The sequence below is a fragment of the Citrobacter sp. wls717 genome (assembly GCF_005280955.1).
Lineage (GTDB): Bacteria > Pseudomonadota > Gammaproteobacteria > Enterobacterales > Enterobacteriaceae > Citrobacter > Citrobacter werkmanii.
Genome location: NZ_SZWW01000055.1, coordinates 40,456 through 65,251, shown reverse-complemented (window position 1 = coordinate 65,251; position 24,796 = coordinate 40,456). Strand labels below are relative to the sequence as shown.

Genomic DNA, 24,796 nt, shown 5'->3' with positions numbered 1-24,796 from the left:
CTTTATCGCCTGAGGTTATCATTGGCCCACGAGACCGCCTGCGTACGATTTTTGACAGCTATCTTTTTGAAAAGATTATAAAGGTGCGTTTTCACGGTATTTTCACTGATAAACAGCGAACGCGCGATTTCAATATTTGAGGCACCGATACGCAGTTTATTAAGGATCTCTTTTTCACGGTGAGTGAGTAGTGCCGACTCCGTGCTGTTATAACGGTAATTTCCGGAATGCGTGATCAGGTAGCTGGCGAGCTTTTGCGAAAAGTAGCATTCACCGCGCAACACACCTTGCAAGCCGCTGACTACACGTTGTTCATCTTCGGTTGCGTAAAATACACCATTGATATGCGGCCAGTTTTCAATATCCCGATAGGGATAATCATCAGGGGTATTCAACAATAAAGTCTTTATATTGTTGTTTTTTCTGCTTAAATTATCTTGCCAGTAATGGATCAGTTTTTTATCTGCCTCCATCATATCCATTAAAACAATGCAGCCGGAGGAAATATCATCCAGAGAACGTTGAATATTATGTAGTTTTCCGGTTAACGCCAGTGATTGCTTTAAATGTTGTAATAACGCAGTTGCCTGCAGAGAAGGTTTAGTGATCAACAATAATGTATGACCATGAATACTATGGACTTCATTAAACATGATGAAACTCCACTTTTTAGTCGCACACCTGACAGCTGCCGCTACTAAAATAGAGGCACCAGAAGTACTGACAGATGTTGCACTGCTGTGTAGAAATAAAATATCGACCCAACGGGGTGAAAATATTAAAACAAATGGACTTCAACTGTTTTCAATCTAGCTATTACAAATCTTAAAGCAAGTGTTAAACATGTTACATAATGTAAATTTATATATTAAAATGTGATTTTTGGGTTTTAATTGAGTTTAGATTTGATAGTAAAGTTGTACATTTCAGCATTATTGCATAGATTTAAAAAATCATACAAATTATGTTATATCATTGATATTAAATAAATAAATTTATAGTTTGTTAGTTTTACATTCCTAATGAATTCGGATTGTTTCGCCTGGATTTAAGTTGGACAATTTTAGATAGAAAAAAATGATGCTTGTCACGACTTGTACCTATGCCTATCGCAGCACTAAGCTGGGAGGCCCGGAAATCGCGGAAAATGCACTTTTTTGTTACTGCATAGAAATTCACTTGCAGGGTTAAAAAATAAATAGAACCTGTTGTCGCAACCGTGTTTTTTACTGTTAATTAATACTTTGGTGTGAATCAGGATATAAAAATACCACTGGCGGGTGAGTTATTTAAAATGTTTCAACGGACATACTCTTCATCGTAACGTGACGTTAACAAATGTAAGTCATGTTAACAACAATTTGAGTGGTAACTAATTTAACTTCATGTACGACCAGGTCCAGGGTGACAACATGAAAAACAAGTTGTTATTTATGATGTTTACAATACTGGGTGTGCCTGGGATTGCATCCGCAACAAGTTATGATTTAGCTAATTCAGAATATAACTTTGCGGTAAATGAATTAAGTAAGTCTTCATTTAATCAGGCAGCCATTATTGGTCAGGTTGGCACTGCGAACAGTGCAAATACTCGTCAGGGGGGCTCGAAGCTATTGTCGGTCATTTCGCAAGAAGGTTCTGGTAACCGGGCGAATACGGACCAGACGGGATCATATAACTTTGCATATATTGATCAGGTGGGTAGTTCCAATGACGCGAGTATTAAACAAGGTTCTTATGGTAATACAGCTGTAATTATCCAGAAAGGCTCTGGTAATAAAGCGAATATTACCCAGTATGGTACACAAAAAACAGCAGTTGTGGTGCAGAGACAGTCGCAAATGGCAATTCGCGTAACTCAACGCTAATCCATTATCGACGTTTAAATCAATCCGATGGGGGTTTACCATGAAACTTTTAAAAGTGGCAGCATTCGCAGCAATCGTCGTTTCTGGCAGTGCTCTGGCAGGTGTTGTTCCGCAATGGGGCGGTAATCATCATGGCGGCGGTAGCAACTATGGCCCAGACTCTTCGTTGAGTATCTACCAATATGGTTCAAACAACGCTGCGAATGCTCTGCAAAGCGATGCGCGTAAATCAGATGTCACCATCACCCAACATGGGCGTGGTAATGGCGCGGTCGTAGGCCAGGGGGCTGATGACAGTACTATTAGCCTGAAACAGACTGGCTTCCAGAACAATGCCACCATCGATCAGTGGAATGCAAAAAATGCTGATATTAGTGTGACCCAGTTCGGTGGCCGCAACGGCGCGCTGGTTAATCAGACTGCTTCTGACTCCAATGTGCTGATTCAGCAAGTTGGTTTTGGCAACAATGCAACAGCTAACCAACACTAATTCAGTTTTCTGACTGATAATAAACAGGGCGTGAGCCCTGTTTTTTTTTCGGGAGAATATGATGCATACATTATTACTCATTGCCGCGCTGACAAATCAAATAACATTCAATACGACCCAACAAGGCGATATGTACACCATTATTCCTCAGGTGACGTTAGCCCAACCCTGCGTTTGTGAGGTCCAGGTCCTTGCCGTTCGTAAGGGGGAGGGAGGACAAAGCCAATCGCAGCAGAAAACAAGCCTTTCGGTCCCCGCTAATCGGCCGATTGAACTAACCAAACTGAGCTTTAATATTTCACCGGGGGATTCGGTCAAAATTATCGTTACCGTTTCGGACGGGCAGTCTCTGCATTTGTCACAACAATGGCCTGACTCAACCAGTCAGCCATAATTTTTGCTGTATTTGCATTAAGGGTGTGGCTGGGAATGCGGCGCTGTTCTATGAATATAGAAACGTACAGCGTTTTTATTTGATCGTAACTCGCAGTGGTGAAGGATCATTCAGATCCCTCAAGGATGACTAATCATTGAGGAACCCTTATGTGCACATTTTTTAAACGTATTTTTAGCGCCAGTTTATGTACGTTATCTCTTTTCACTTTTCCCATAATGGCGCAACAGATCTCGCCCGGCGGCGTTATCCATTTTCGCGGCGCAATAGTTGAAGCACCCTGCGACGTTAACACCCAACAACAACAGGTCGAATTGTCTTGTATGCGCAATGGCACCACCCGTAATAGTCTCTATAATCATCAACAGGTCACGGCTGCCCCTCAGAATGTGCAGCAAATTGCTACTGTGAAAATGCATTACCTCAATGAACAGAAAAACATGGCGATCCTTAACATTGAATATAAATGAACCATTCTGGCTTAGACATGCAAACTTGTGGTTAAAAAGTGAGATTTCAAGGAAATCCCTGCTGTACACTTGATGAATCGTGTTTTGTCAGGGGGAATTTATGCATTCACGCGTGCATGTGTTACACGGCGATATTACGACGATCGCTGTTGATGTGATCGTCAACGCGGCGAATTCATCGCTACTGGGAGGTGGTGGTGTTGATGGAGCAATCCATCGCGCCGCCGGCCCCGCATTGCTGGAGGCCTGCAAACAGGTTATCCAGCAACAGGGAGAATGCCCGACCGGGCATGCCGTTATCACGCTGGCGGGGGCGCTTCCGGCAAAAGCGGTCATTCATACCGTAGGGCCTGTCTGGCAAGGTGGAGGGCATCATGAGGCTGAACGTCTTGAAGACGCCTATCTGAATTCGCTGCAATTGGCCCTGGCCAATGGGTATCAATCCATTGCTTTTCCGGCGATCAGTACCGGAGTCTACGGGTATCCCCGCGCCGCAGCGGCAGAAATAGCGGTAAATACGGTGTTAAAATTTATTACCCGTCGTACGCTTCCCGATCAAATATACTTTGTTTGTTTTGACGAAGAAAACGCTCAACTCTACAAGAGACTACTTTCCCGGCAAGGTGACAAGAACACGGACTGATATGACGCGACTTGAGCGGGCCATCACGCCACTTTGTGCTAACCATCCTGGAGACTGTGGCATTCTTACGTTGGATGACAGCCTGGATGCCTTTGCTGCTCGCTATCGACTAACAGAAATGGCGGAACGTACACTGGATGTGCAGTACTACATCTGGGAGAACGACATGTCCGGTCTGTTGCTGTTTTCAGTTCTGTTGGCGGCGGCGAAACGTGGAGTGAAGGTTCGCTTGCTGTTGGATGACAACAACACGCCGGGTCTTGATGACACGCTGCGGCTGCTGGATAGCCATCCTAATATAGAAATTCGTCTGTTTAATCCCTTTTCCTTTCGCATCCTGCGCGCCCTGGGCTATTTGACCGATTTTGCCCGGCTAAATCGGCGAATGCACAATAAAAGTTATACCGCTGACGGCGTGGTGACCATCGTGGGTGGGCGTAATATTGGTGATGCCTATTTTGGGGCGGGTGAGCAACCGTTGTTTTCCGATCTGGACGTCATGGCTATTGGTCCCGTTGTCAAAGATGTTGCGGATGATTTTGAGCGTTACTGGCACTGCCGTTCTGTTTCAACGTTACAAAACGTACTTGAGATGTCGGAGTCAGATTCTTCGCAGCGTATCGAGCTGCCTGAATCCTGGTATAACGATGATATTACTCGTCGCTATCTGCATAAGCTGGAAACCAGCCAGTTTATGACCAGCCTCGATCAGCAGTCGCTGCCGCTGATTTGGGCGAAAACGCGTTTGTTGAGTGATGATCCTGTCAAAGGTGAAGGGAAAGCGCCGCGCCATTCGTTATTACCGCAGCGTTTGTTTGATGTGATGGGGTCGCCGGGCGAACGCATTGATATTATTTCCGCCTACTTTGTGCCGACTCGGGCTGGGGTGGCGCAGCTGTTGAGAATGGTAAGGAAAGGCGTCAAGATTGCGATTTTAACCAATTCGCTGGCGGCAAATGATGTGGCTATCGTTCATGCGGGCTATGCGCGATGGCGAAAAAAACTGCTGCGCTACGGGGTAGAATTATACGAACTTAAACCTACCCGCGAACGCGTTTCGGTGGTCCACGATCGCGGATTAACCGGTAATTCAGGTTCCAGCCTGCATGCTAAAACCTTCAGTATTGACGGTCGAAAAGTATTTATCGGCTCGCTTAATTTTGATCCCCGTTCAACGCTGCTTAATACGGAAATGGGGTTTGTGATTGAGAGTGAAGTGCTGGCTGAAGTGATCCATAAACGTTTTATGCAGAGCCAGCGTGACATGGCTTGGCAACTGCGCCTCGACCGCTGGGGTAGAATTAATTGGGTGGATCGCGTTTCCGGCAGCGAACAGGTACTAAAAAAAGAACCCGCCACAGGATTCTGGAAGCGGGTTCTGGTGAAGCTTGCGTCGGTGTTACCCATTGAGTGGCTGCTCTGAACCACGCAATGAGAGAAAAATTAACCAGCGACAGCTTTATTTTTATCTTGCTTAACGGCCGGTTTACCCGAAAAGAGAAACTTCAGCACCGGTATGCGCAAATGGAGTTCGTACAGTATCACCGCAATCCCCACCACAAACAGCAGGCCGCACAAAAAGCCCAGTAGATTCGATGAGATATGCGGTGTGATATACGCGCCAAAAAACAGCGTCAAAGGGTGGTGCACTAAATAGATAAACAGTGACGCGTTGACAAAATAGGTCACGCGGGCCGACTGGAAATTCAGCAAACGGTGGCCAAGCGAAAAGACGACGTTCACCATCCACAGTCCCATGACCATGGTGATGACATATTCGGTTTCATACATCCAGGCATCGCCATTGCCATAACGTTGATTGAGCAGGTAAGCGACAAACGCCAATGCGGCGCCTATCGTGCAGCCACGCGATGACCTGGTAAACAGCGCTTTCAGATTAGGGTTGATAAACGCCAGCGCGCCGAGCATAAAGAAAGGTATATAGAACAGCGTTTGCATAACAATAAAATTAAACATGCCATCGCTGAGAATTGAAGGGTAGAGGATGAAAATCGTCCTTCTGACGGTGGCATAACCGACACCCAATAAAATAAAAATCAGCGTTAATTTGGTCATCGACACAGCAGAGGGGTTAGCACCTTCGCTACGCATCGTCTTATTTTTCATCTGGGTAAATACCCACATGCTTACGGTCGTTAAAACCACCAGAACCAGTAAAAACCACAGATGGGAAATAAGCTCCCAGGCCAGCGTGTTGTACTTTTCGTACCCGCTGAGAGTATGCCAACTGTCTGCTTTGCCCTTCACGTATTGCAGCATGATAAATTGCGGCAGCGTAAGCAATGGAATCGCCGTCAGCATCGGGATTCCCACGCGTTCGACACGCACCTTCCACCACCGCTTTAGCGGATAGCGCAAAAATAACATGTACGAAAAGTAACCCGAAATAACAAAGAAAACCTGCATGCGAAATGCATGGATAAAATCGTTAAAAAGGGTCAACCACCATGACGGCTCTGCGCTGTTCACATGCCATGTATGAGTGGAGTAGATCAAAGAAATATGGAAGGGGATCCCTAACAACATTAGCCAGGCACGGATGGAGTCAAGAAAATATTCACGTGGTGGTGATACAGGGCTCATAGACAGTTACGTATTCTCAGACTTTTCGTCTTATCCCTAAGACGAATAATGGTTACATTCGAGGCCAACCCTACACGAAGTCCAACAACCTGTCTCCAGGATAAGCACGCAAAGTGAAAACAGCAGACAAAGCTGCTTAAAGCATGAGCCAGCGCGCGAACAATACAGGGATTCAGTTGTCGGAATACCCGATTATCCATTAAAATGGATCGGATCAATATAAGCACACAAAGGGGGAAGTGCTTACTAATTATGAAACATAAACTACAAATGATGAAAATGCGTTGGTTGGGTGCAGCAGTCATGTTAACGCTGTACACATCATCGAGCTGGGCGTTCAGCATTGATGATGTTGCAAAACAAGCTCAATCCTTAGCCGGTAAAGGCTATGAGGCGCCAAAAAGTAACTTGCCCTCCGTTTTCCGCGACATGAAATATGCGGATTATCAGCAGATCCAGTTTAATCGCGATAAAGCCTACTGGAGCAATCTCAAGACCCCATTTAAGCTCGAATTCTACCACCAGGGTATGTACTTCGACACGCCGGTCAAAATCAACGAAGTTACCGCCACTGCGGTGAAAAGAATCAAATATAGCCCGGATTACTTTAATTTTGGCGATGTTCAGCATGATAAAGACACGGTAAAAGATCTCGGTTTCGCCGGGTTCAAAGTGCTGTATCCGATCAACAGCAAAGATAAAAACGATGAAATCGTCAGCATGCTCGGGGCCAGCTATTTCCGCGTTCTCGGCGCAGGCCAGGTCTACGGTCTGTCTGCGCGCGGTCTCGCGATCGATACCGCTCTCCCTTCTGGTGAAGAATTTCCCCGCTTCCGTGAGTTTTGGATCGAACGTCCGAAACCGACTGACAAACGTTTAACCATATACGCCTTGCTGGACTCTCCGCGCGCAACCGGAGCGTATCGCTTTGTCATTATTCCGGGTCGCGACACGGTTGTTGATGTTCAGTCCAAAGTTTACCTGCGCGACAAAGTGGGCAAGCTGGGCGTGGCGCCGTTAACCAGTATGTTCCTGTTCGGCCCAAATCAGCCTTCTCCGGCAACGAATTATCGTCCGGAACTGCATGACTCTAATGGTTTGTCTATCCACGCTGGCAACGGCGAATGGATTTGGCGGCCGCTGAACAACCCGAAACATCTCGCGGTGAGCAGCTTTGCCATGGAAAACCCGCAAGGTTTCGGTCTGTTGCAGCGTGGCCGTCAGTTCTCGCGTTTTGAAGATATTGACGATCGTTACGACCTGCGTCCAAGCGCCTGGATCACGCCAAAAGGTGACTGGGGCAAAGGTAAAATTGAGTTAGTTGAAATTCCGACTAACGATGAAACGAACGATAACATCGTTGCGTACTGGACGCCGGATCAACTGCCTGAAGCGGGCAAAGAGATGAACTTCAAGTACTCCCTGACGTTCACGCGTGATGAAGACAAGCTTCATGCGCCGGAAAATGCCTGGGTACAACAGACTCGTCGTTCTACGGGTGATGTTAAACAATCCAATCTGATTCGTCAGCCAGACGGTACTATCGCGTTTGTGGTGGATTTTACCGGCGCAGACATGAAAAAGCTGCCACAGGATACCCCGGTTACCGCACAAACCAGCATTGGCGACAACGGCGAGATCGTTGAAAACACCGTGCGTTACAACCCGGTCACTAAAGGTTGGCGTTTGATGCTGCGTGTGAAGGTGAAAGACGTGAAGAAAACCACTGAAATGCGAGCAGCCCTGGTCAATGCCGATCAGACGTTGAGTGAAACCTGGAGCTACCAGTTACCTGCCAATGAATAAGACTACTGAGTATATTGACGCAATGCCGCTTTCGGATATCGAAAAAGCGGCCCTGCCGAAAACTGACATCCGCGCCGTTCATCAGGCGCTGGATGCCGAGCATCGTACTTACTCGCGCGAAGATGATTCACCGCAGGGTTCTGTGAAAGCTCGTCTTGAGCAAGCATGGCCAGATTCTCTGGCGAAAGAACAGTTGGTTAAAGACGATGAAGGACGCGATCAGCTTCAGGCAATGCCTAAAGCAACGCGTACCTCAATGTTCCCCGATCCCTGGCGTACCAACCCGGTTGGTCGTTTTTGGGATCGTCTGCGTGGACGTGATGTGACTCCGCGTTATCTTTCGCGTTTGACGAAAGAAGAACAAGAGAGCGAGCAAAAATGGCGTACCGTTGGCACAATCCGCCGCTATACGCTGTTGATCTTAACGCTGGCGCAAACGGTGGTAGCAACCTGGTATATGAAGACGATCCTTCCGTATCAGGGTTGGGCATTCATAAATCCGGTCGACATGATGGGGCAGGACCTGTGGGTCTCCTTTATGCAATTGCTGCCCTATATGCTACAGACCGGGATCCTGATTTTGTTTGCCGTGCTTTTCTGTTGGGTCTCTGCAGGGTTCTGGACTGCGCTGATGGGCTTCCTGCAACTGCTGATTGGGCGAGATAAGTACAGTATCTCCGCCTCAACGGTCGGGGACGAACCACTGAATCCTGAACACCGCACCGCACTGATTATGCCTATCTGTAACGAGGACGTTGACCGCGTATTCGCGGGGCTGCGCGCCACGTGGGAGTCAGTTAAAGCCACGGGCAACGCCGAGCATTTTGATGTTTACATCCTGAGCGACAGTTACAATCCTGATATCTGCGTAGCGGAACAAAAAGCGTGGATGGAACTGATTGCCGAAGTGCAGGGCGAAGGGCAGATTTTCTACCGTCGTCGTCGTCGTCGTGTGAAGCGCAAAAGCGGCAACATCGATGACTTCTGCCGCCGCTGGGGGAATCAGTACAGCTATATGGTGGTGCTGGATGCTGACTCCGTGATGAGCGGCGACTGTCTGAGCGGTCTGGTTCGTCTGATGGAAGCGAATCCTAACGCCGGGATTATCCAGTCTTCACCGAAGGCTTCCGGTATGGATACGCTGTATGCGCGTTGCCAGCAGTTCGCGACCCGTGTTTATGGCCCGTTGTTTACCGCCGGGCTTCACTTCTGGCAGTTGGGTGAATCGCACTACTGGGGGCATAACGCCATCATTCGCGTGAAGCCGTTTATTGAGCACTGTGCGCTTGCGCCGTTACCTGGCGAAGGTTCATTTGCAGGCTCGATACTCTCCCATGACTTCGTGGAAGCGGCATTAATGCGTCGTGCCGGCTGGGGCGTGTGGATCGCTTACGATCTGCCGGGTTCTTATGAAGAGCTGCCGCCAAACCTGTTGGATGAGCTCAAGCGTGACCGTCGCTGGTGTCATGGCAACCTGATGAACTTCCGTCTGTTCCTGGTTAAGGGGATGCATCCGGTTCACCGCGCGGTGTTCCTGACCGGCGTTATGTCCTATCTGTCAGCGCCGTTGTGGTTCATGTTCCTCGCGTTGTCTACCGCATTGCAGGTAGTCCATGCGTTGACGGAGCCGCAGTACTTCCTGCAACCGCGGCAGCTATTCCCGGTCTGGCCGCAGTGGCGTCCTGAACTGGCGATCGCGCTGTTTGCTTCCACCATGGTGCTGCTGTTCCTGCCGAAGCTGCTGAGTATTTTGCTTATCTGGTGTAAAGGGACGAAAGAGTACGGCGGATTTATTCGCGTCACGCTGTCGTTGCTGCTGGAGGTTCTGTTCTCCGTGCTGCTGGCGCCGGTGCGTATGCTGTTTCATACCGTTTTCGTGGTGAGCGCATTCCTCGGTTGGGAAGTGGTGTGGAATTCGCCGCAGCGTGATGACGATTCCACCCCGTGGGGGGAAGCATTTATGCGTCACGGTTCTCAGCTCTTGCTGGGGCTGGTGTGGGCTGTGGGTATGGCCTGGCTGGATCTGCGTTTTCTGTTCTGGCTGGCGCCGATTGTCTTCTCGCTGATCCTCTCGCCGTTTGTTTCCGTAATTTCCAGTCGTTCTACGGTTGGGTTACGAACCAAACGCTGGAAGCTGTTCCTGATCCCGGAAGAGTACTCTCCGCCGCAGGTGCTGGTGGATACAGATACCTATCTGGTAATGAACCGTAATCGTACGCTGGACGACGGTTTTATGCATGCTGTGTTTAACCCGTCGTTTAACGCGCTGGCTACGGCAATGGCGACTGCTCGCCACCGTGTGAGTAACGTACTTGAGATTGCACGCGACCGTCATGTGGAGCAGGCGCTGAACGAAACGCCGGAGAAACTGAATCGCGATCGTCGCCTTGTGCTGTTAAGCGATCCGGTGACCATGGCGCGTTTGCATTATCGCGTCTGGAATTCACCTGATAAGTATTCTTCGTGGGTGAATTACTATCAGGGGCTGACCCTGAATCCGTTAGCGCTCAGGAAAAAATAAGCGTTCTGTAATGTGAAAATACCGGCCTGGTGCCGGTATTTTTTTATACTGAATAAAAAGAGTCATGGGGTACCAGATGCGAATAGTGGCAGTGGCGATAATGGTCTTGTTCCTGAGCGGATGCGGCAGCATCATTAGCCGGACCATCCCAGGACAAGGGCATGGCAACCAATACTATCCGGGCGTACAGTGGGATGTCCGGGATTCCGCATGGCGCTACGTCACCATCCTCGACCTGCCGTTTTCGCTGGTGTTTGATACGCTGTTGTTACCGCTCGACATTCACCATGGGCCTTACGAGTAGTTATCGTTCATCCCATTCATCAGCTGCGGTCTGACCCTCTTCGGTATCAAGGGGAGGCTCCAGCTGAAATTCACCTTCGTCCCATTCGTGAAGCGTGTTTTCTTCCTGCCACTCCTGACGAATTTCAATCTCATCATAATCACCATCAAAAACGCTTTGCGCCGCTTCACCGCTTAGCATTGGCAGACATTCGCCATCGACATCATCCTCATCGGCAAAGAATTCTGCTTGCCACATAATGTCGCCATCCTGTAGCACGTATTTTTGTACGCTTAGCTGCTGAACACTGGCATCGTCAGCCTCCAGACCTGGGTTATCTGCCAGAAACACTTCACGAGCAGCATCAATAGCCTCTTCCAGCGTGGCATAAAAATACATGTCATTCTTTGCCATAATCTTCTCCTAAGGTGAACAATAAATGGTGATGATTCAATCTATAGACCTCGATCCGCGGAGCGTCAAACCCATTGACTGCAGAGCTAACCTAAATGAATGCCAGCCGTTGGTAGCGACGACAGGGTTTTATGATGACGTCTTCGATTGGTATGGAAAAATTTACAATGCGAGATACTGAAGTTGGCGTAATGGACGACCGCGAATTTGAGAAAAAAAGGTAATGTGTGTGGTTAGCAGTGGCGTAATGAAAATCAAATAAATAAACGATACTGTTATATAAATGAATCTTCAGATTTAATACGTATTTACTCGTGTTTTTGCTTGCGGTAATGCCCATTGTACTGATGAGGGGATGTCTAACCTTATTAAAATAAAGGAAAAAATATTTATTAATGTGAAAAAATCACAGAGGTAATTATTGAGAGATACTGAACTCAAGAGCCGGAAAGGTAATGACTAAGTATCCGCTATGTGCAACATCTGTTAATGGCGTGAGGCGTTTTAAAAAAGGACACATAATAATAGATGATTAATACCAGGTGTTATAAATGGATAAAAAATCATTAAATAATAAATGAATAAATATCACTGAAGTTGTACGGCTATATAGATTGCAAATGCTTATGCTTTATTATATAAAATGCCAACTCAAGAATACTCCTAAGGATGTTATGGAAAACAGTAATTCAAATAACAGGAAGTTGATGGCGTTCTATATAACTTGCTTAATCAGCTATATTCTTGGTGGGTTATGTCTTACACAGTTTAAATTAACAATACAAAGTGTTCCGCAAACAATATATTTGATTATCATAGTAGGTTTATTCTTTTTATATGGAATTATTTTCCTGTTTATGTTGTTTCAGTATTTATGCAGAAAAGATCTAACATGTCTCATAGTCTTAGGTATGGCATTTCTTAGCAATAATATTTTCTTTGTGGAAACTATCTATATCGTTCAGGATTTAATCAATGATCACACTTCGATAGAAAAAAGAACTAACGATATCGCTATATTCTATTATTTTCGCCAGCTGAGTTTTATTGCTTTATTATTTGTATCCTTGAAATCTTATAAAGCATCTTCGACAATCCTTGAAACCAAAGAAAGAGAACCATGCTATATAGCGGTAGCATTTTTGATCATGTTGGCTATCGCTGTCCTGGCACATAGCCTGGCCAGTTATAACCCGGGCATGACCCTTGAGATTACGAGCTTGAAACCCGACAACATAACCGTACACTGGCATATTGGCTACATTTACTCTCTGATTGTTGCCTGGGGATTGGTTCTACTCTATTTGGTCATTAAAACCAAAACGCATAATATCTTATGGAAAAGTATCGGCTTACTGTGTTGCTCAGGAATATTAACCAATGTGCTGCTATTAAGTTTAGATGAATATAGTATGTATATTTGGTATATCAGCAGAGGGATTGAGGTGATCAGTACCCTTTGTATAATATCGATCTTAATGTATAACACTTTTATCATTCTAAAAAAAGAAACGGATTCGGCTATCAAAGATGCCATGACCAAAATATACAACCGGAAACTGTTCTATAGATCGTTAAAAGCATCGCTAGCGAAAGGCGTGGTTTGCGTAATGGTTTTGGATATCGACAAATTTAAACGCATTAACGATACCTATGGGCATCAGGAGGGGGATCGGGTAATCATTAGTATTGTTGATATAATCAACAAGTCAGTTAGAGATTCGGATATCTTTGCGCGCATCGGCGGCGAGGAGTTTGCGATTCTTCTTAAGTGCAAGGATAAAGATGAAGCTATTGTCGTTGCAGAACGAATCAGAAGAAATGTTGAGCATGGAACGACTATACCTAATGCATATGATTTAAAAGAAAAGATGACGATCAGCATCGGTGTATATTGTACTAAAGTTGATGATGACTCAGCGGATAAAGTTGTTTCTTATGCGGATGCTGCGCTGTATGACGCCAAAAACTCTGGCAGAAATAAGGTGTGTTACTACTATCATTAAAAGTAAAATGAATACTGCCTGAAAACGCAAAGTTTACTCTTCGGGTTCAGGCAATATATACAAATTATCCAGCGAGCTCGGCACTCCGGCGACGGCGCAGACTATTCCACGAGTAGATCGCGTTAAACAGTACAACCCCCGCGGTCACGCAGAAGACCGCGCGAAAGCCGTAGTTGGCGGATATTGCCGCCCCCATTAATGGTCCCGTTACGTTGCCGATGTCGCGAAATGACTGGTTATAACTGAAAATACGCCCGGCTATTTGGTTGGTTGAGTTATAAACCAGCAGCGTTTGCACCGCCGGGAGCAGAGCACCGTCGGCAGCACCCAATAAAAAACGCAGAACGCCCAATTGCCAGGGAGTTTGTACAAATGACATCGGGATCAGCAGTAGCACGGAAATAATCAGCGCGACGATTAGAATCTTCTCCGGGCCAATCCGGTCACCGAGTTTGCCAAGCCTTGGGGCACTGATTAACGCTGCTACGCCGGGTACGGAGGCAATCATCCCACTAATGAACGCGATATTACTGACGTTCCCGGCTAACTCCCGCACGTATAACGTCAGGATTGGCGCAATAGAACCGGTCGCCACCTGAATGATTAAGGTAGTGACAAACAGGCTCAGCACCAGTTTGGGGTTTTTTAACGAGGCCACGACTTCGCGTATGTGCAGCATCTCTTTCTTGCTTACCGGCTGAAAACGCTCGCGGATAAAAAATAGCGTCAGGATAAAACAGAACAGCAGTACGCTGGCGGTAATGAAGAACACGGGACGCAATCCATAATGGTCCGCGAGTAGTCCACCTGCCAGCGGCCCTAGCAGTGCGCCGCTGACACCGCCGGTAGAGAGCGTTCCCAGCGCCCAGCCGCTTTTATTGCGTGGAACCTGGGTGGCGATCAACGCATTGGCGTTGGGAATGAAACCGCCGAGCAGACCGAGCAGCGCGCGCAGAACCAGGAACTGCCAGATATTTTGCGCCAGGCCCATCAGTAGCATCACAATAGCCATACCCAACGCGGAACGCAGCAGCATGATTTTTCGCCCTTTGCGGTCGGCAAGGCCACCCCAAAAAGGGGAGGCGATGGCTGAAAACAAAAAGGTGATGCTGAAGACCAGACCTGACCACATGTTCAGGGCGCTATGCCCCGTGACGCCGAGACTCTCAACGTACAAGGGTAAAAAGGGCATGACCAGGCTAAATGCTGCGCCGGTTAAAAAACAACCTATCCAGGCAACGGTGAGGTTGCGTTTCCAGTTTATGGGGGCATCTGAGGGTGACATAACGATCCGCAGTGTGATGCGCTGTATGCGCTATCGATTGAATATAAGTAAGCAGACTAATTATGCGCCCGGTTGATAGTTGCTGCAATGTGGATAGCAGTTAAACCTAAAGCGAGTCAGGAGAGGGTTGCAGCCCACTGGACTGCAACCGGGTTTTAGTACAGGGAAGGGGCGCCTTCAGGACGGGTCTTGAAGCGACGATGCAGCCACATATATTGTTCTGGGGCCATCATGATGCATTGCTCAACGATCTTATTCATCCATGCAGCTGTGGTCTCCGCGTCGTCTAACGGCGGTGAACATTCTGGCGGCAGCATAATCAATTGATACCCTTTCCCGTCGGGCTTACGACGAGGAACAAATGGCACCAGGCACGCATTCGACATGCGTGAAAGCATCCAGGTCCCGGAGGTCGTGGCGGCCTGTTCAACGGCAAACAGCGGCACAAACACGCTGGCGCGAGGACCGTAGTCATGATCCGGCGCGTACCAGACCACTTCGCCTTTTTTCAACGCTTTAATCATTCCTTTCAGGTCTTTACGATCAAGCATTGATTTATTAGAGCGCATGCGTCCCCAGGTCTGTAACCAGTCGAGCAGCGGATTGTCATTAGGACGATACACACCGATACCAGGCTCCTGCAGACCAAACTGACGCGCACCCAGTTCCAGGGTCAGAAAGTGCAGACCGACTAACAGGATCCCCCGCTTTTGCGCCTGAACGTCACGGATATGTTCCATCCCGATCACTTCTGTCCAGCGTGAAATGCGCTTATCGGACCAAAACCAGGCCATCCCGGTTTCCATTACGCCCATGCCGACGGACTCGAAGTTCCTGACGACCATCTGCTGGCGTTCCTGCTCACTCATCTGCGGGAAGCACAGCTCCAGATTACGTGAAACGATTTTTGCCCGGCGTTTCATCAAACGTAACGCCAGACGACCTAATGCACAGCCCAACTTATAAAGTACCGGGTAGGGCAACTGTACGATTAACCAAAGGATGCCAATACCCAGCCAGGTTAACCAATAACGTGGATGCAGTAGCGCAGCCGAAAACTTGGGTAAATTCGTCATGTCTATCCTGTCTTCAAACGACCAATTCCCTGTATTGTCGCATTTTTTCGCGCGTATCAAAAATTTGTGACGGGAGAACGGTGATTAAATCGGCAATTGTTGTTGCGTTTTTATCGTGAAGTAAGAAATGTAGCGTAAAATGTGTGGATGTAAATTGGCGATGTTTGCTTTATGATGCCGCCGATTTTCATTTACTCCCTATTTGCAGGATACGTACACCATGCCAGTGTTACACAACCGCATTTCGAACGACGCGCTCAAAGCCAAAATGCTGGCCGAGACTGAGCCGCGCACGACGATCTCGTTTTATAAATATTTCACCATCGATGACCCGCAACATACGCGTGATGCGTTGTACCAACTGTTCACTGCGCTGAATGTGTTCGGGCGTGTATATCTTGCCCATGAAGGCATTAACGCGCAAATCAGCGTGCCGCAAAGCAACGTGGATGCATTCCGCCAACAGTTGTATGCGTTCAATCCCGCACTGGATGGATTACGTCTTAATATCGCCCTGGACGATGACGGAAAATCATTCTGGGTGCTACGCATGAAAGTCCGCGAACGTATTGTGGCGGATGGCATTGATGATCCTGACTTTAACGCCAGCGACGTGGGTGATTACCTGAAGGCGGCAGAAGTGAACGCCATGTTGGACGATCCTGACGCGGTATTCATTGATATGCGCAACCACTATGAATATGAGGTGGGGCACTTCGAGAATGCGCTGGAGATCCCGGCAGACACGTTCCGTGACCAGTTGCCGAAAGCGGTTGAAATGATGCAGGCGCATAAAGATAAAAAAATAGTTATGTACTGCACGGGCGGGATCCGCTGTGAGAAGGCCAGCGCCTGGATGAAACATAACGGATTTAGCAAAGTCTGGCACATTGAGGGGGGGATTATTGAATATGCCCGCAAGGCGCGTGAACAGGGGCTTCCGGTACGTTTCATCGGCAAAAATTTCGTTTTTGATGAGCGTATGGGCGAAAGGATCTCTGAAGATGTTATCGCGCATTGTCATCAGTGCGGAACCGCATGCGACAGCCACACTAATTGTAAAAATGATGGCTGCCATCTGCTGTTTATTCAGTGCCCGGCTTGCGCGCAGAAGTATAAAGGCTGCTGTAGTGAGCTGTGTTGCGAAGAGAGTGAGTTGCCGGAAGAAGAGCAACGACGTCGTCGCGCCGGGCGTGAAAATGGCAACAAAATCTTTAATAAATCCCGCGGTCGTCTGAATACCAAACTGGGTATTCCGGATCCCGCGCAATAAAAATGTTGCCGGATGATGGCTATCGCCTCATCCGGCAACATTTATGCGTTACTTCTGCTGCACACCTTCCACTGAGATAATTAAATCGACTTCCTGTGAAGCAGGGCCGAGATCGGTGGTGATATTGAAGTCTTTGAGTTTAATCTTACCTTGCGCTTCAAAACCGGCGCGCGTACCACCCCATGGATCGCCACCCTGACCGATCAACTTCGCGTCCAGCGTCACTGGTTTGGTGACGCCATTCAGGGTCAGGTTACCGGTGATATCGAGGTCGTTCCCCTCTTTTTTCACGCTGGTGGAGCTAAAGGTCGCCTGCGGGAATTTAGCCACGTTAAGGAAATCCGCGCTACGCAGGTGCTTGTCGCGTTCGGCGTGGTTGGTGTCAACACTGTTGGTGTTGATGGTGACGTTAACCTTATCGGCTGCGGGATTTTTTTCATCAAAGGTGAACGTACCGTCGAAATCTTTAAAGGTGCCGTACAGCCAGCTGTAACCCAGATGCTGAATACGGAAATTAACAAAGGCATGCTGTCCCTCTTTGTCAATTTTGTAATCTGCCGCCATAGCCGATCCGGTCGTGAATAACAGAGAGGCGAGTGTCAATCCCAGCAGGTTTTTTTTCATTTTAAGCTCCATAGTCAGATGACGATTTTCCCAACATGCGATTCAGGGTATCGTCGTTATCGATAAAGTGATGTTTCAGGGCCATAAGCCCATGAAGAAGCGATAAAACCACCACGGTCCATGCCAGCCACAGGTGCAGGCTGCCGGCAAGGTCGGCCTGAGCGCCCGCGTTGGCAAGGGTGGCGGGAATATCAAACCAACCAAATACGCTTATCGCTTTGCCATCTGCGGTCGAGATCAGATAACCGCTGATAACAATCGAAAAGAGCAGGGCGTAGAGCGCAAGGTGACCCATTGCCGCTGCGATGCGGGTTAAGCGGGAATAGCTTGTCAGCGCAGCTGGGGGAGGGGAGAACAACCGCCAGACAACGCGAATGACCAGTCCCATCATGAGCAGGATCCCGATGCTTTTATGCAGTTCAGGGGCCTGGTGATACCAGCCATCGTAATAGCTGAGCGTGACCATCCATAAACCCAACGCAAACATGCCATATACAGCAATCGCCATCAGCCAGTGCAATGCGACAGACACCACGCCATAGCGCTGTGGACTATTAGTGAATTGCATAAGTACACCGTTAGATATTTCAGGAGTAAATGAAAATGGCGCGTAAAAGACATTAATGCAACTAATAAATAACAATGATGATGATATTTATTTTCATATTCAATAAAATTGATTGAATATTGATGTCATCATCAAGGTATTAGAGAGAATGAGCAAAAGGTGGGCATCATTACACGGTGTTGATAGGGTTTTCTTATTCAGTTTATTGCAATGAAATTTAAGTAAATATCAGTTTTTGTCAATTAGTGTCAGTGCGATCTGGTCAGAAAAACATAATATATATCACATCCATAATTGCCAGCAGCGACCATAAAATAATGTAGAGCATAAGATGCTCACGAATATTATTAACCAGATAGTGAAAGATGCGCCGCATCGATGTTATTCCTGTCATTAAAAATGGCCTCACCACGAGGCCATTAATCATTATCGCGTAAAGCGACTCAGCCTGAATGGCGTCAGGTCAAAGGCTGGCGGTTTGTCCTGCGCAAAGTCCGCGGCTATTTCCCCCAGTACGGAGGCAAACTTAAAGCCATGCCCGCTCAGTCCGGTGATGATCAGGGTATTGTCATGTTCAGGTAGCGTATCAATGATAAAGTCTTCATCCGGCGAATTATCGTAAGTGCAGGATGCACCGTGCAGACAACAGCCAATGCCGGGCAGAACTGTACGCAGGAATGGGAAAGCTTCGGAGCCATCGCTGGCTACAGCGGCAAACGGCTTGCGCTCTTCGGCTGCGTGAATTACCTGTCCGCCGTTGTGCTTACCAATTTTTAGTTCGTCGTTTTCTGCCGGAAAACCGTAGTACTGATCGCCATTTGGCAACTCGCCGGTAAAGGCCGGGAAGTTATTTTTAACGCTATAGCGGCCATCGGCTTGATACCATGCGAACACTTTGCGCACTGGCTGTATCGGCAGTTCCGGTACTAATGCCTGTACCCATGTCCCGGCGCTGACCAGGGCTTTTTTGGCGTGGTAGTCACCGTCGGCGGTTTCTACTGTGACGCCATCTTCACTATGATGAATAGCCGTGACCGGGCATTTAAACAGCTGTGCGCAGCCAGCTTCTTCAGCCAGACGAATCCAGGTTTTAATCGCTAACTCACTACGCAAAAAGCCCGACTCAGCTTCAAACAGACCAATATAATTTTCAGGTACGCGAATCTCGGGCCAGCGAGCCATGATGGCGGCGGCATCAAGATGTTCGACGTTGAGTTGCCACTGTTTCGCGCTTTGCGCTGCGGTAGCTAAGAAAGTTGAATCTGCCGGGCCCAGATTGATAACCCCGGTGCGTACAAAAATCGGTTCTTCATTTTGAGTGGAAAGTTCATCCCACAATGTCTGCGCGCGCAGCACCAGCGGAACGTATTTCTCACCTTCGCCATAAGCATGACGAATTAATCGTGTGTCGCCGTGGTGGCTGCCCTGTTGATGTGGTGGCATATGCGCATCGATCATCAGAACGTTCAGACCGGCGCGAGTGGCATAGTATCCGGCTGCGGCACCCACGGAACCGCTGCCAATAATGATTAAGTCGTATTTCATCCGCTTCTCTCTGCAATCGCGATAGTAGCAGGGTAAATAACTGACCTGGAATATTCAACCGGGAAATAAGAAAGGCACCGTTAAGGTGCCTTTTGATGGTTGGATGTATCAGATTTAATGGCGCTGATACTCATTTACCTGGTAATCGCCGGATTCAATTTTGGCGATTCCTGCTTCTAATATCGAAATAAATTGCCTGGCAACATCAGTGGTTAACCAGAGCGTTTGACCAACTTCAGTCCCATCCGGGTCCGGTCGATTCGGGGTCTGGTAGTGCAAACGCAGCATCAGCGCGTCGTAGCTATCAACGGTGCTGATGTCCCATCCTACAAGCGGATGAGTCTGAATGACTTCATTATTCTTTTCCATCATGCCCCCTAATTCGTGTTACTAGACAACGGTTTTCGAGGTTCAATGCATTTTTTTTCTGAAGCAACTTCAGTATATCAATAAATAAGGGTATTCATTGAAAATTTAAAGAGGGCAGCGCATAAATTTATAGTTTTCAGCGTTATCTGACTAATAAAGCAACATGTCATTCATTTTTTTTTAGCAAGTTGCACAATTATTTTGTCGTTCTGGTTAAAAGATAACCAGGGAATTAATATTAAATTAAATGGCCACCAGGGGGAGTCTGCATTTTTTTTAAAACTGCGTGTAAAAAAAAGCCGGGGCGACCCGGCAAACAAACATCACTGCATATCATTATTTATTCATTGATAAACCAGTCATCCGCGCTTTCCCAGGTCTCCTGCAAGATCTCGCTGATGCGTTCTTTGTCCTCTTTGGTCGCGCCAATTACCGACAGATTGTTAGCTCCGGCATAACGGACGGTAACGTTACCCTCGTTATCCGGAAAATGATGATGAATACGGCGGGAGAGTTCACCTGCCAATGCGTCAATCGCACCGGCAGGCAAAGGTGAAGTTTTGGCAATAGTGACTTCAATACGCATAATAGCCCCCTGTTGAATATACTGTTTATTTATACAGTTATTCAGATCAGCTGGCTACACTTTTTTTTAGCTTTTTACTGACCAGCGTACCGTTTCGCCACCCAGGAAAGGCACCAGCGAGTCATCTGCCAGCGTAATGCTCTCCGGGACATGGTACTCCACGCGTTCAAGCTCAATAAAAGTCTCATTCACCGGCAGACCATAGAATTGCGGACCATTGAGTGAGCAGAAGGCTTCAAAATGGCTCAGTGCATTCATCTCTTCAAATACGGTGGCATAGCTGCCCAGCGCGGTCGGGGCGTTAAAACACCCGGCACAGCCGCAACTGGATTCTTTGCGATGACGGGCATGCGGCGCTGAGTCGGTACCAAGGAATGCACGGCTAAATCCGCTGGCGACCAGCTCACGTAGCGCCTGTTGGTGGACGTTACGTTTAAGGATTGGCAGACAATACAGGTGCGGACGAATGCCGCCGACCAGCATGTGGTTGCGGTTAAACATCAAATGTTGTGGCGTAATGGTGGCGGCGAGAAGCTCGTTACCATCCCGCACATATTCGGCAGCATCTTTAGTGGTGATATGTTCAAACACGACTTTCAGCGCAGTCAACCGCTGACGCAGCGGTTCCATCACCGTCTCAATAAAGCGTGCTTCGCGATCGAAAATATCGATATCCGCATGTGTCACTTCACCATGCACCAATAGCGGCATACCCAATTTTTCCATCCGTTCCAGCACAGGCATGATGGCTTCAATAGAGGTTACGCCATGCGTTGAGTTGGTGGTGGCATTCGCCGGGTAGAGTTTCGCGGCGGTAAACACACCTTCGTTGAAACCTCGCTCCAGCTCATTGGGATCCAATGTATCCGTTAAATAACAGGTCATTAAGGGCGTGAAGTCGTGTCCGGCAGGTACCGCATCAAGAATGCGTTGGCGATAAGCGATAGCTGCATCAACTGTGGTGACGGGCGGTGCCAGGTTCGGCATGACAATGGCGCGGCCGTAAATTTCGCTGGTATAGGGCACGACAGTTTTTAACATGTCGCCATCGCGAAAGTGAAGATGCCAGTCGTCTGGGCGGCGGATCTTTAAAACCTGGGATGGTGCAGTCATCAATATGCTCCGGCTGAGGATTGTCTTTTTTGCCGGAAACAAAGGATAAGCGGAAACGTTTTCGTTTGCACGAAAAAAAAGGGCGCATCAGCGCCCTCTGGTTTATTAGTCGGTGAATGGGATGATGATTTCGCCCGGTTTCACTTCTATACCTTTCGCCAGTTTTTTCGCCAGCGCTTCACCCTGACTGCTGTCGTCCTGCAGAACATAGGCAGGCTGTTGGTTAAAGTAATTACGCAGCGACTGGTTTAAATACGGCATCAGCGTTTGTAGCACCGACTGCATTTTTTCAGGTGTGACGGTCGCGTCCACGACTTCCATCTCTTGCAAGTAAATCGCGCCTTTCTCTTTATTGAAGACCGGTAGCGCTTTAAGTTTCAGCTTCATGGTGGCTTTCTGACTGCCAAACAGGGAATTCATGTCCAGATTGGCATCACCCGTCAGAGTCACTTTATTAGGCTCTTCACGCCCTATCTGACTGGCGAGATTGCTCAGTACGATGTGTGCTTCAGCGACGCCGGGCAAACCGATATCTTTTGAAAAGTTATTATGCTTCGCCAGCGCCTGATTAATCTCTTGCTCGCTAACCGTATATTGCGTGAGTTGATTACAACCAACCAACAGGCCGCCGACAATCAGTGCAGCGGCAAAAAAAAGCTTTTTCATGGGAGTCCTCAACATGATGCATATGGCGTAATCGTGACACAAAGCATCATCGAGTACCAGCGCCCCGGGCACCAGCAGAAAAAACTGAAAAGTGCTCGTGCGCCGGATTAGCTATCAGGCATCGGGTTCCAGCATGCCGCGCGTCGGGCGTTTGTGGCTGAATTGCCAGCCCAAAGCCAGGAAGGTGATGAAGCCGATAATACCGAGCATCATCCATGGCAATTCAGGCTGCGCCAGGGCTTTGCCCATATCAAACAGCCAGCCGCCGCCGACATAACCAATTGCGCCGCCGATGGCGAGCCCAAGTCGGCTGAAGCCCATGTAACTTCCTCGCGCCCGTGCATTGGCCAGCGAGGCGCTCAGGGTTTCACGCGCCGGTTCGGCGATGATCGAGCCGATATAGAAGGTGCAGATCAGCGTGAATAGCTGCTGTAAATTGCCGACCAGACCGATGGGCATCATGCTCAGAGACATCACCAGCAGACCGGCCATCAGGCGATGTTCCAGGCGAAAACGTTTTTCACTCCAGCGGGCAATAGGGTAGAGCAGCGTTAATGAGAGGCATGCTTCGATGGCATACATCCATTTCACGGCGGCAGGCGAGCCAGCGATGTCGTTCACCATGATTGGCAGCATTAACATGACCTGTACCGCCAACATGTAATAACCCGCCAGCGTCAGCACATAGGTGACAAAACGTTTGTCATGCATCACGTGGCCCATCCCTTCACGTACCGGAATTTTCACCGTCGACAATTTCCATGCCGGGAGTAGCCAGGCGTTAAACGCCGCGCACAGAACAAACAAAATGGCTCCTGTCGCGCAGACCAGGCGGAAATCGTACTGTAACAGCCAACTGCCAAGTAACGCGCCAACCACGGCGCCTGCGCTATCCTGCATCATCAGGATAGAGAAAAAACGCCCGCGCTTTTCAGGGCGGATCAGTTTGACCACCAGCGCCGAACGGGGAGGGTCGAACAGCGTGCCGCCCAGCCCGGAAAGAAAACAGGAAAACCACAGCAGCCACGGCTCGTGGGCAATACCCATGGTGGCGAACCCGGCGGCGCGCATCAGCATACCGGTGACGATCATCGGTTTTGCGCCGAAACGGTCAGCAATAGCGCCGCCAAAAATACCCAGACCCTGCTGAATAAATTGACGCAATCCTAACGCGATCCCGACCATAACGGCAGCCCAGCCCATTTGGTCGACGAAGCGAATTGAGATCAGCGGGAAAACGACGAAGAAGCCCAGCACGACCAGCATATTATCGATGAGAAGGAAGTATTTACCCAGGTTCCTTGCCTGCGAGACTTGCGACATTTCCCCTCCCGGGAAAAACTCGTCACTCTGGTTAGAGTTTAAAAGATAAGCATCTCCTATTCTGCGGTGTCGTCATCGCTTTTCCCACCCTTGGCGGGACAATATTTTTTTATCAAAAGTCCGTCTTGATAGAGAGTTTTCATCAAAATGTGTGAATAATTCAAAAAATGGCAATTTGCTCTTTTCAAAGGGCATATTTGCACAGGTATAGTATCGCGAATAGCGTATTGAAGACGTTACGGGAAGGAGTAGGTATAGAATGTTTGGCTATCGCAGTAACGTGCCAAAAGTGCGCTTAACCACGGACCGCCTGGTCGTGCGTTTAGTGCACGAGCGTGATGCCTGGCGTCTGGCAGATTATTACGCAGAAAATCGTCATTTCTTAAAACCCTGGGAACCTATTCGCGATGAAAGCCACTGTTATCCCTCCGGCTGGCAGGCGCGTCTGAGTATGATCTCTGAGTTTCATAAACAAGGCACCGCGTATTATTTTGCGCTGCTCGATCCGGAAGAAAAAGAGATTATCGGCGTCGCGAACTTCTCGAACGTGGTGCGGGGATCTTTCCACGCTTGTTATCTTGGTTATTCCATTGCGCAAAAGTGGCAGGGGCAGGGGCTGATGTACGAAGCTTTAACCTCGGCCATTCGTTATATGCAGCGCACGCAGCATATTCACCGCATTATGGCGAACTATATGCCGCACAATAAACGTAGTGGTGACTTGCTGGCGCGACTCGGTTTTGAAAAAGAAGGGTATGCCAAAGATTACCTGCTGATTGACGGGCAGTGGCGCGATCATGTGCTGACGGCGTTGACCACATCAGAATGGACCCCTGGCCGCTAAGTTTCAGGTTAGCCTGAATAATGGA

Annotated in this window: 26 protein-coding genes; 12 read left to right on the top strand and 14 right to left on the bottom strand. The window is 48.3% G+C overall.

Annotated features, from left to right (window positions below):
- Window positions 1–2: 2 nt before the first annotated feature.
- A complete protein-coding gene (gene csgD, locus FDX09_RS22740; RefSeq protein ID WP_069323303.1) occupies window positions 3–653 on the bottom strand; it encodes a biofilm master transcriptional regulator CsgD in 651 nt (216 codons plus the stop codon).
- Window positions 654–1,412: 759 nt separating this feature from the next.
- Here csgD and csgB point away from each other — a divergent pair.
- The 6 genes from csgB (at window position 1,413) to FDX09_RS22710 (ending at window position 5,288) form a co-directional block, all read left to right on the top strand.
- Window positions 1,413–1,868, top strand: a complete 456-nt coding sequence (gene csgB, locus FDX09_RS22735; RefSeq protein ID WP_137347905.1) for a curli minor subunit CsgB — start codon at window positions 1,413–1,415, stop codon at window positions 1,866–1,868.
- A 40-nt stretch (window positions 1,869–1,908) separates the two neighbouring features.
- Window positions 1,909–2,358 (top strand): curli major subunit CsgA, encoded by a 450-nt coding sequence (gene csgA, locus FDX09_RS22730; protein WP_006685125.1) that lies wholly within the window; start codon window positions 1,909–1,911, stop codon window positions 2,356–2,358.
- 61 nt (window positions 2,359–2,419) lie between these two features.
- Window positions 2,420–2,752 (top strand): curli assembly chaperone CsgC, encoded by a 333-nt coding sequence (gene csgC / locus FDX09_RS22725; protein ID WP_038639625.1) that lies wholly within the window; start codon window positions 2,420–2,422, stop codon window positions 2,750–2,752.
- Between the two features lie 149 nt (window positions 2,753–2,901).
- Window positions 2,902–3,222: a type 1 fimbrial protein gene (locus FDX09_RS22720; protein WP_085048537.1), complete on the top strand. Its 321-nt coding sequence runs from the start codon at window positions 2,902–2,904 to the stop codon at window positions 3,220–3,222.
- A gap of 100 nt (window positions 3,223–3,322) precedes the next feature.
- On the top strand, window positions 3,323–3,865 hold the full coding sequence (gene ymdB / locus FDX09_RS22715; RefSeq protein ID WP_038639630.1) for an O-acetyl-ADP-ribose deacetylase: 543 nt from the start codon (window positions 3,323–3,325) through the stop codon (window positions 3,863–3,865).
- 1 nt (window position 3,866) lies between these two features.
- Window positions 3,867–5,288 (top strand): phospholipase D family protein, encoded by a 1,422-nt coding sequence (locus tag FDX09_RS22710; protein ID WP_085048536.1) that lies wholly within the window; start codon window positions 3,867–3,869, stop codon window positions 5,286–5,288.
- 20 nt (window positions 5,289–5,308) lie between these two features.
- Here FDX09_RS22710 and mdoC read toward each other — a convergent pair whose 3' ends face one another.
- The gene (mdoC, locus tag FDX09_RS22705) at window positions 5,309–6,469 is read right to left on the bottom strand and encodes a glucans biosynthesis protein MdoC (protein ID WP_121528871.1); all 1,161 of its coding nucleotides are present in this window, start codon (window positions 6,467–6,469) and stop codon (window positions 5,309–5,311) included.
- A 270-nt stretch (window positions 6,470–6,739) separates the two neighbouring features.
- Here mdoC and mdoG point away from each other — a divergent pair, with 270 nt between their 5' ends.
- From mdoG to FDX09_RS22690, 3 genes are all read left to right on the top strand, one after another.
- The gene (gene mdoG, locus FDX09_RS22700) at window positions 6,740–8,275 is read left to right on the top strand and encodes a glucans biosynthesis protein MdoG (RefSeq protein WP_087857802.1); all 1,536 of its coding nucleotides are present in this window, start codon (window positions 6,740–6,742) and stop codon (window positions 8,273–8,275) included.
- Window positions 8,268–10,796, top strand: a complete 2,529-nt coding sequence (gene mdoH, locus FDX09_RS22695; RefSeq protein WP_038639642.1) for a glucans biosynthesis glucosyltransferase MdoH — start codon at window positions 8,268–8,270, stop codon at window positions 10,794–10,796. The genes mdoG and mdoH overlap by 8 nt, the downstream gene beginning before the upstream one ends.
- Before the next feature lie 76 nt (window positions 10,797–10,872).
- On the top strand, window positions 10,873–11,100 hold the full coding sequence (locus FDX09_RS22690) for a YceK/YidQ family lipoprotein (RefSeq protein ID WP_038639644.1): 228 nt from the start codon (window positions 10,873–10,875) through the stop codon (window positions 11,098–11,100).
- On the opposite strand, the gene FDX09_RS22685 is transcribed toward FDX09_RS22690, so the two are convergent.
- Window positions 11,101–11,478, bottom strand: a complete 378-nt coding sequence (locus tag FDX09_RS22685) for a MysB family protein (RefSeq protein WP_038643106.1) — start codon at window positions 11,476–11,478, stop codon at window positions 11,101–11,103.
- 689 nt (window positions 11,479–12,167) lie between these two features.
- On the opposite strand from FDX09_RS22685, the gene FDX09_RS22680 reads away from it, so the two are divergent.
- On the top strand, window positions 12,168–13,499 hold the full coding sequence (locus FDX09_RS22680; protein WP_137347904.1) for a sensor domain-containing diguanylate cyclase: 1,332 nt from the start codon (window positions 12,168–12,170) through the stop codon (window positions 13,497–13,499).
- Window positions 13,500–13,563: 64 nt separating this feature from the next.
- On the opposite strand, the gene mdtG is transcribed toward FDX09_RS22680, so the two are convergent.
- Window positions 13,564–14,784: a multidrug efflux MFS transporter MdtG gene (gene mdtG / locus FDX09_RS22675; protein WP_137347903.1), complete on the bottom strand. Its 1,221-nt coding sequence runs from the start codon at window positions 14,782–14,784 to the stop codon at window positions 13,564–13,566.
- Between the two features lie 155 nt (window positions 14,785–14,939).
- Complete coding sequence (locus FDX09_RS22670) at window positions 14,940–15,860, bottom strand: Kdo(2)-lipid IV(A) acyltransferase (RefSeq protein WP_038639653.1); 921 nt, start codon at window positions 15,858–15,860, stop codon at window positions 14,940–14,942.
- A 220-nt stretch (window positions 15,861–16,080) separates the two neighbouring features.
- Here FDX09_RS22670 and FDX09_RS22665 point away from each other — a divergent pair, with 220 nt between their 5' ends.
- Window positions 16,081–17,133 carry a rhodanese-related sulfurtransferase gene (locus FDX09_RS22665; protein WP_087857791.1) on the top strand — a complete coding sequence of 351 codons (1,053 nt, stop codon included), beginning with the start codon at window positions 16,081–16,083 and terminating at the stop codon, window positions 17,131–17,133.
- A 48-nt stretch (window positions 17,134–17,181) separates the two neighbouring features.
- Here the strand turns inward: FDX09_RS22665 and FDX09_RS22660 are convergent, their stop codons facing one another.
- From FDX09_RS22660 to mdtH, 9 genes are all read right to left on the bottom strand, one after another.
- The gene (locus FDX09_RS22660; protein WP_038639660.1) at window positions 17,182–17,757 is read right to left on the bottom strand and encodes a YceI family protein; all 576 of its coding nucleotides are present in this window, start codon (window positions 17,755–17,757) and stop codon (window positions 17,182–17,184) included.
- A gap of 1 nt (window position 17,758) precedes the next feature.
- On the bottom strand, window positions 17,759–18,325 hold the full coding sequence (locus FDX09_RS22655) for a cytochrome b (protein ID WP_121528872.1): 567 nt from the start codon (window positions 18,323–18,325) through the stop codon (window positions 17,759–17,761).
- A 262-nt stretch (window positions 18,326–18,587) separates the two neighbouring features.
- Window positions 18,588–18,701, bottom strand: a complete 114-nt coding sequence (locus FDX09_RS22650) for a YceO family protein (protein WP_003036148.1) — start codon at window positions 18,699–18,701, stop codon at window positions 18,588–18,590.
- Window positions 18,702–18,751: 50 nt separating this feature from the next.
- A complete protein-coding gene (gene solA / locus FDX09_RS22645; RefSeq protein WP_121528873.1) occupies window positions 18,752–19,870 on the bottom strand; it encodes an N-methyl-L-tryptophan oxidase in 1,119 nt (372 codons plus the stop codon).
- A gap of 114 nt (window positions 19,871–19,984) precedes the next feature.
- Complete coding sequence (bssS, locus tag FDX09_RS22640; protein WP_003036154.1) at window positions 19,985–20,239, bottom strand: biofilm formation regulator BssS; 255 nt, start codon at window positions 20,237–20,239, stop codon at window positions 19,985–19,987.
- A 340-nt stretch (window positions 20,240–20,579) separates the two neighbouring features.
- Window positions 20,580–20,825, bottom strand: coding sequence for a DNA damage-inducible protein I (gene dinI, locus FDX09_RS22635; protein ID WP_006685106.1), 246 nt, complete (start codon window positions 20,823–20,825; stop codon window positions 20,580–20,582).
- A gap of 66 nt (window positions 20,826–20,891) precedes the next feature.
- Entirely contained in the window at window positions 20,892–21,938 is a 1,047-nt protein-coding gene (pyrC, locus tag FDX09_RS22630; protein WP_137347902.1) for a dihydroorotase, read from the bottom strand.
- Between the two features lie 105 nt (window positions 21,939–22,043).
- Entirely contained in the window at window positions 22,044–22,604 is a 561-nt protein-coding gene (locus tag FDX09_RS22625; RefSeq protein ID WP_038639673.1) for a lipoprotein, read from the bottom strand.
- Between the two features lie 114 nt (window positions 22,605–22,718).
- Window positions 22,719–23,927, bottom strand: coding sequence for a multidrug efflux MFS transporter MdtH (gene mdtH / locus FDX09_RS22620; protein ID WP_038639676.1), 1,209 nt, complete (start codon window positions 23,925–23,927; stop codon window positions 22,719–22,721).
- Between the two features lie 259 nt (window positions 23,928–24,186).
- Between mdtH and rimJ the strand changes: the two genes are divergently transcribed.
- Window positions 24,187–24,771, top strand: a complete 585-nt coding sequence (gene rimJ / locus FDX09_RS22615; RefSeq protein WP_006685101.1) for a ribosomal protein S5-alanine N-acetyltransferase — start codon at window positions 24,187–24,189, stop codon at window positions 24,769–24,771.
- Window positions 24,772–24,796 lie beyond the last annotated feature (25 nt).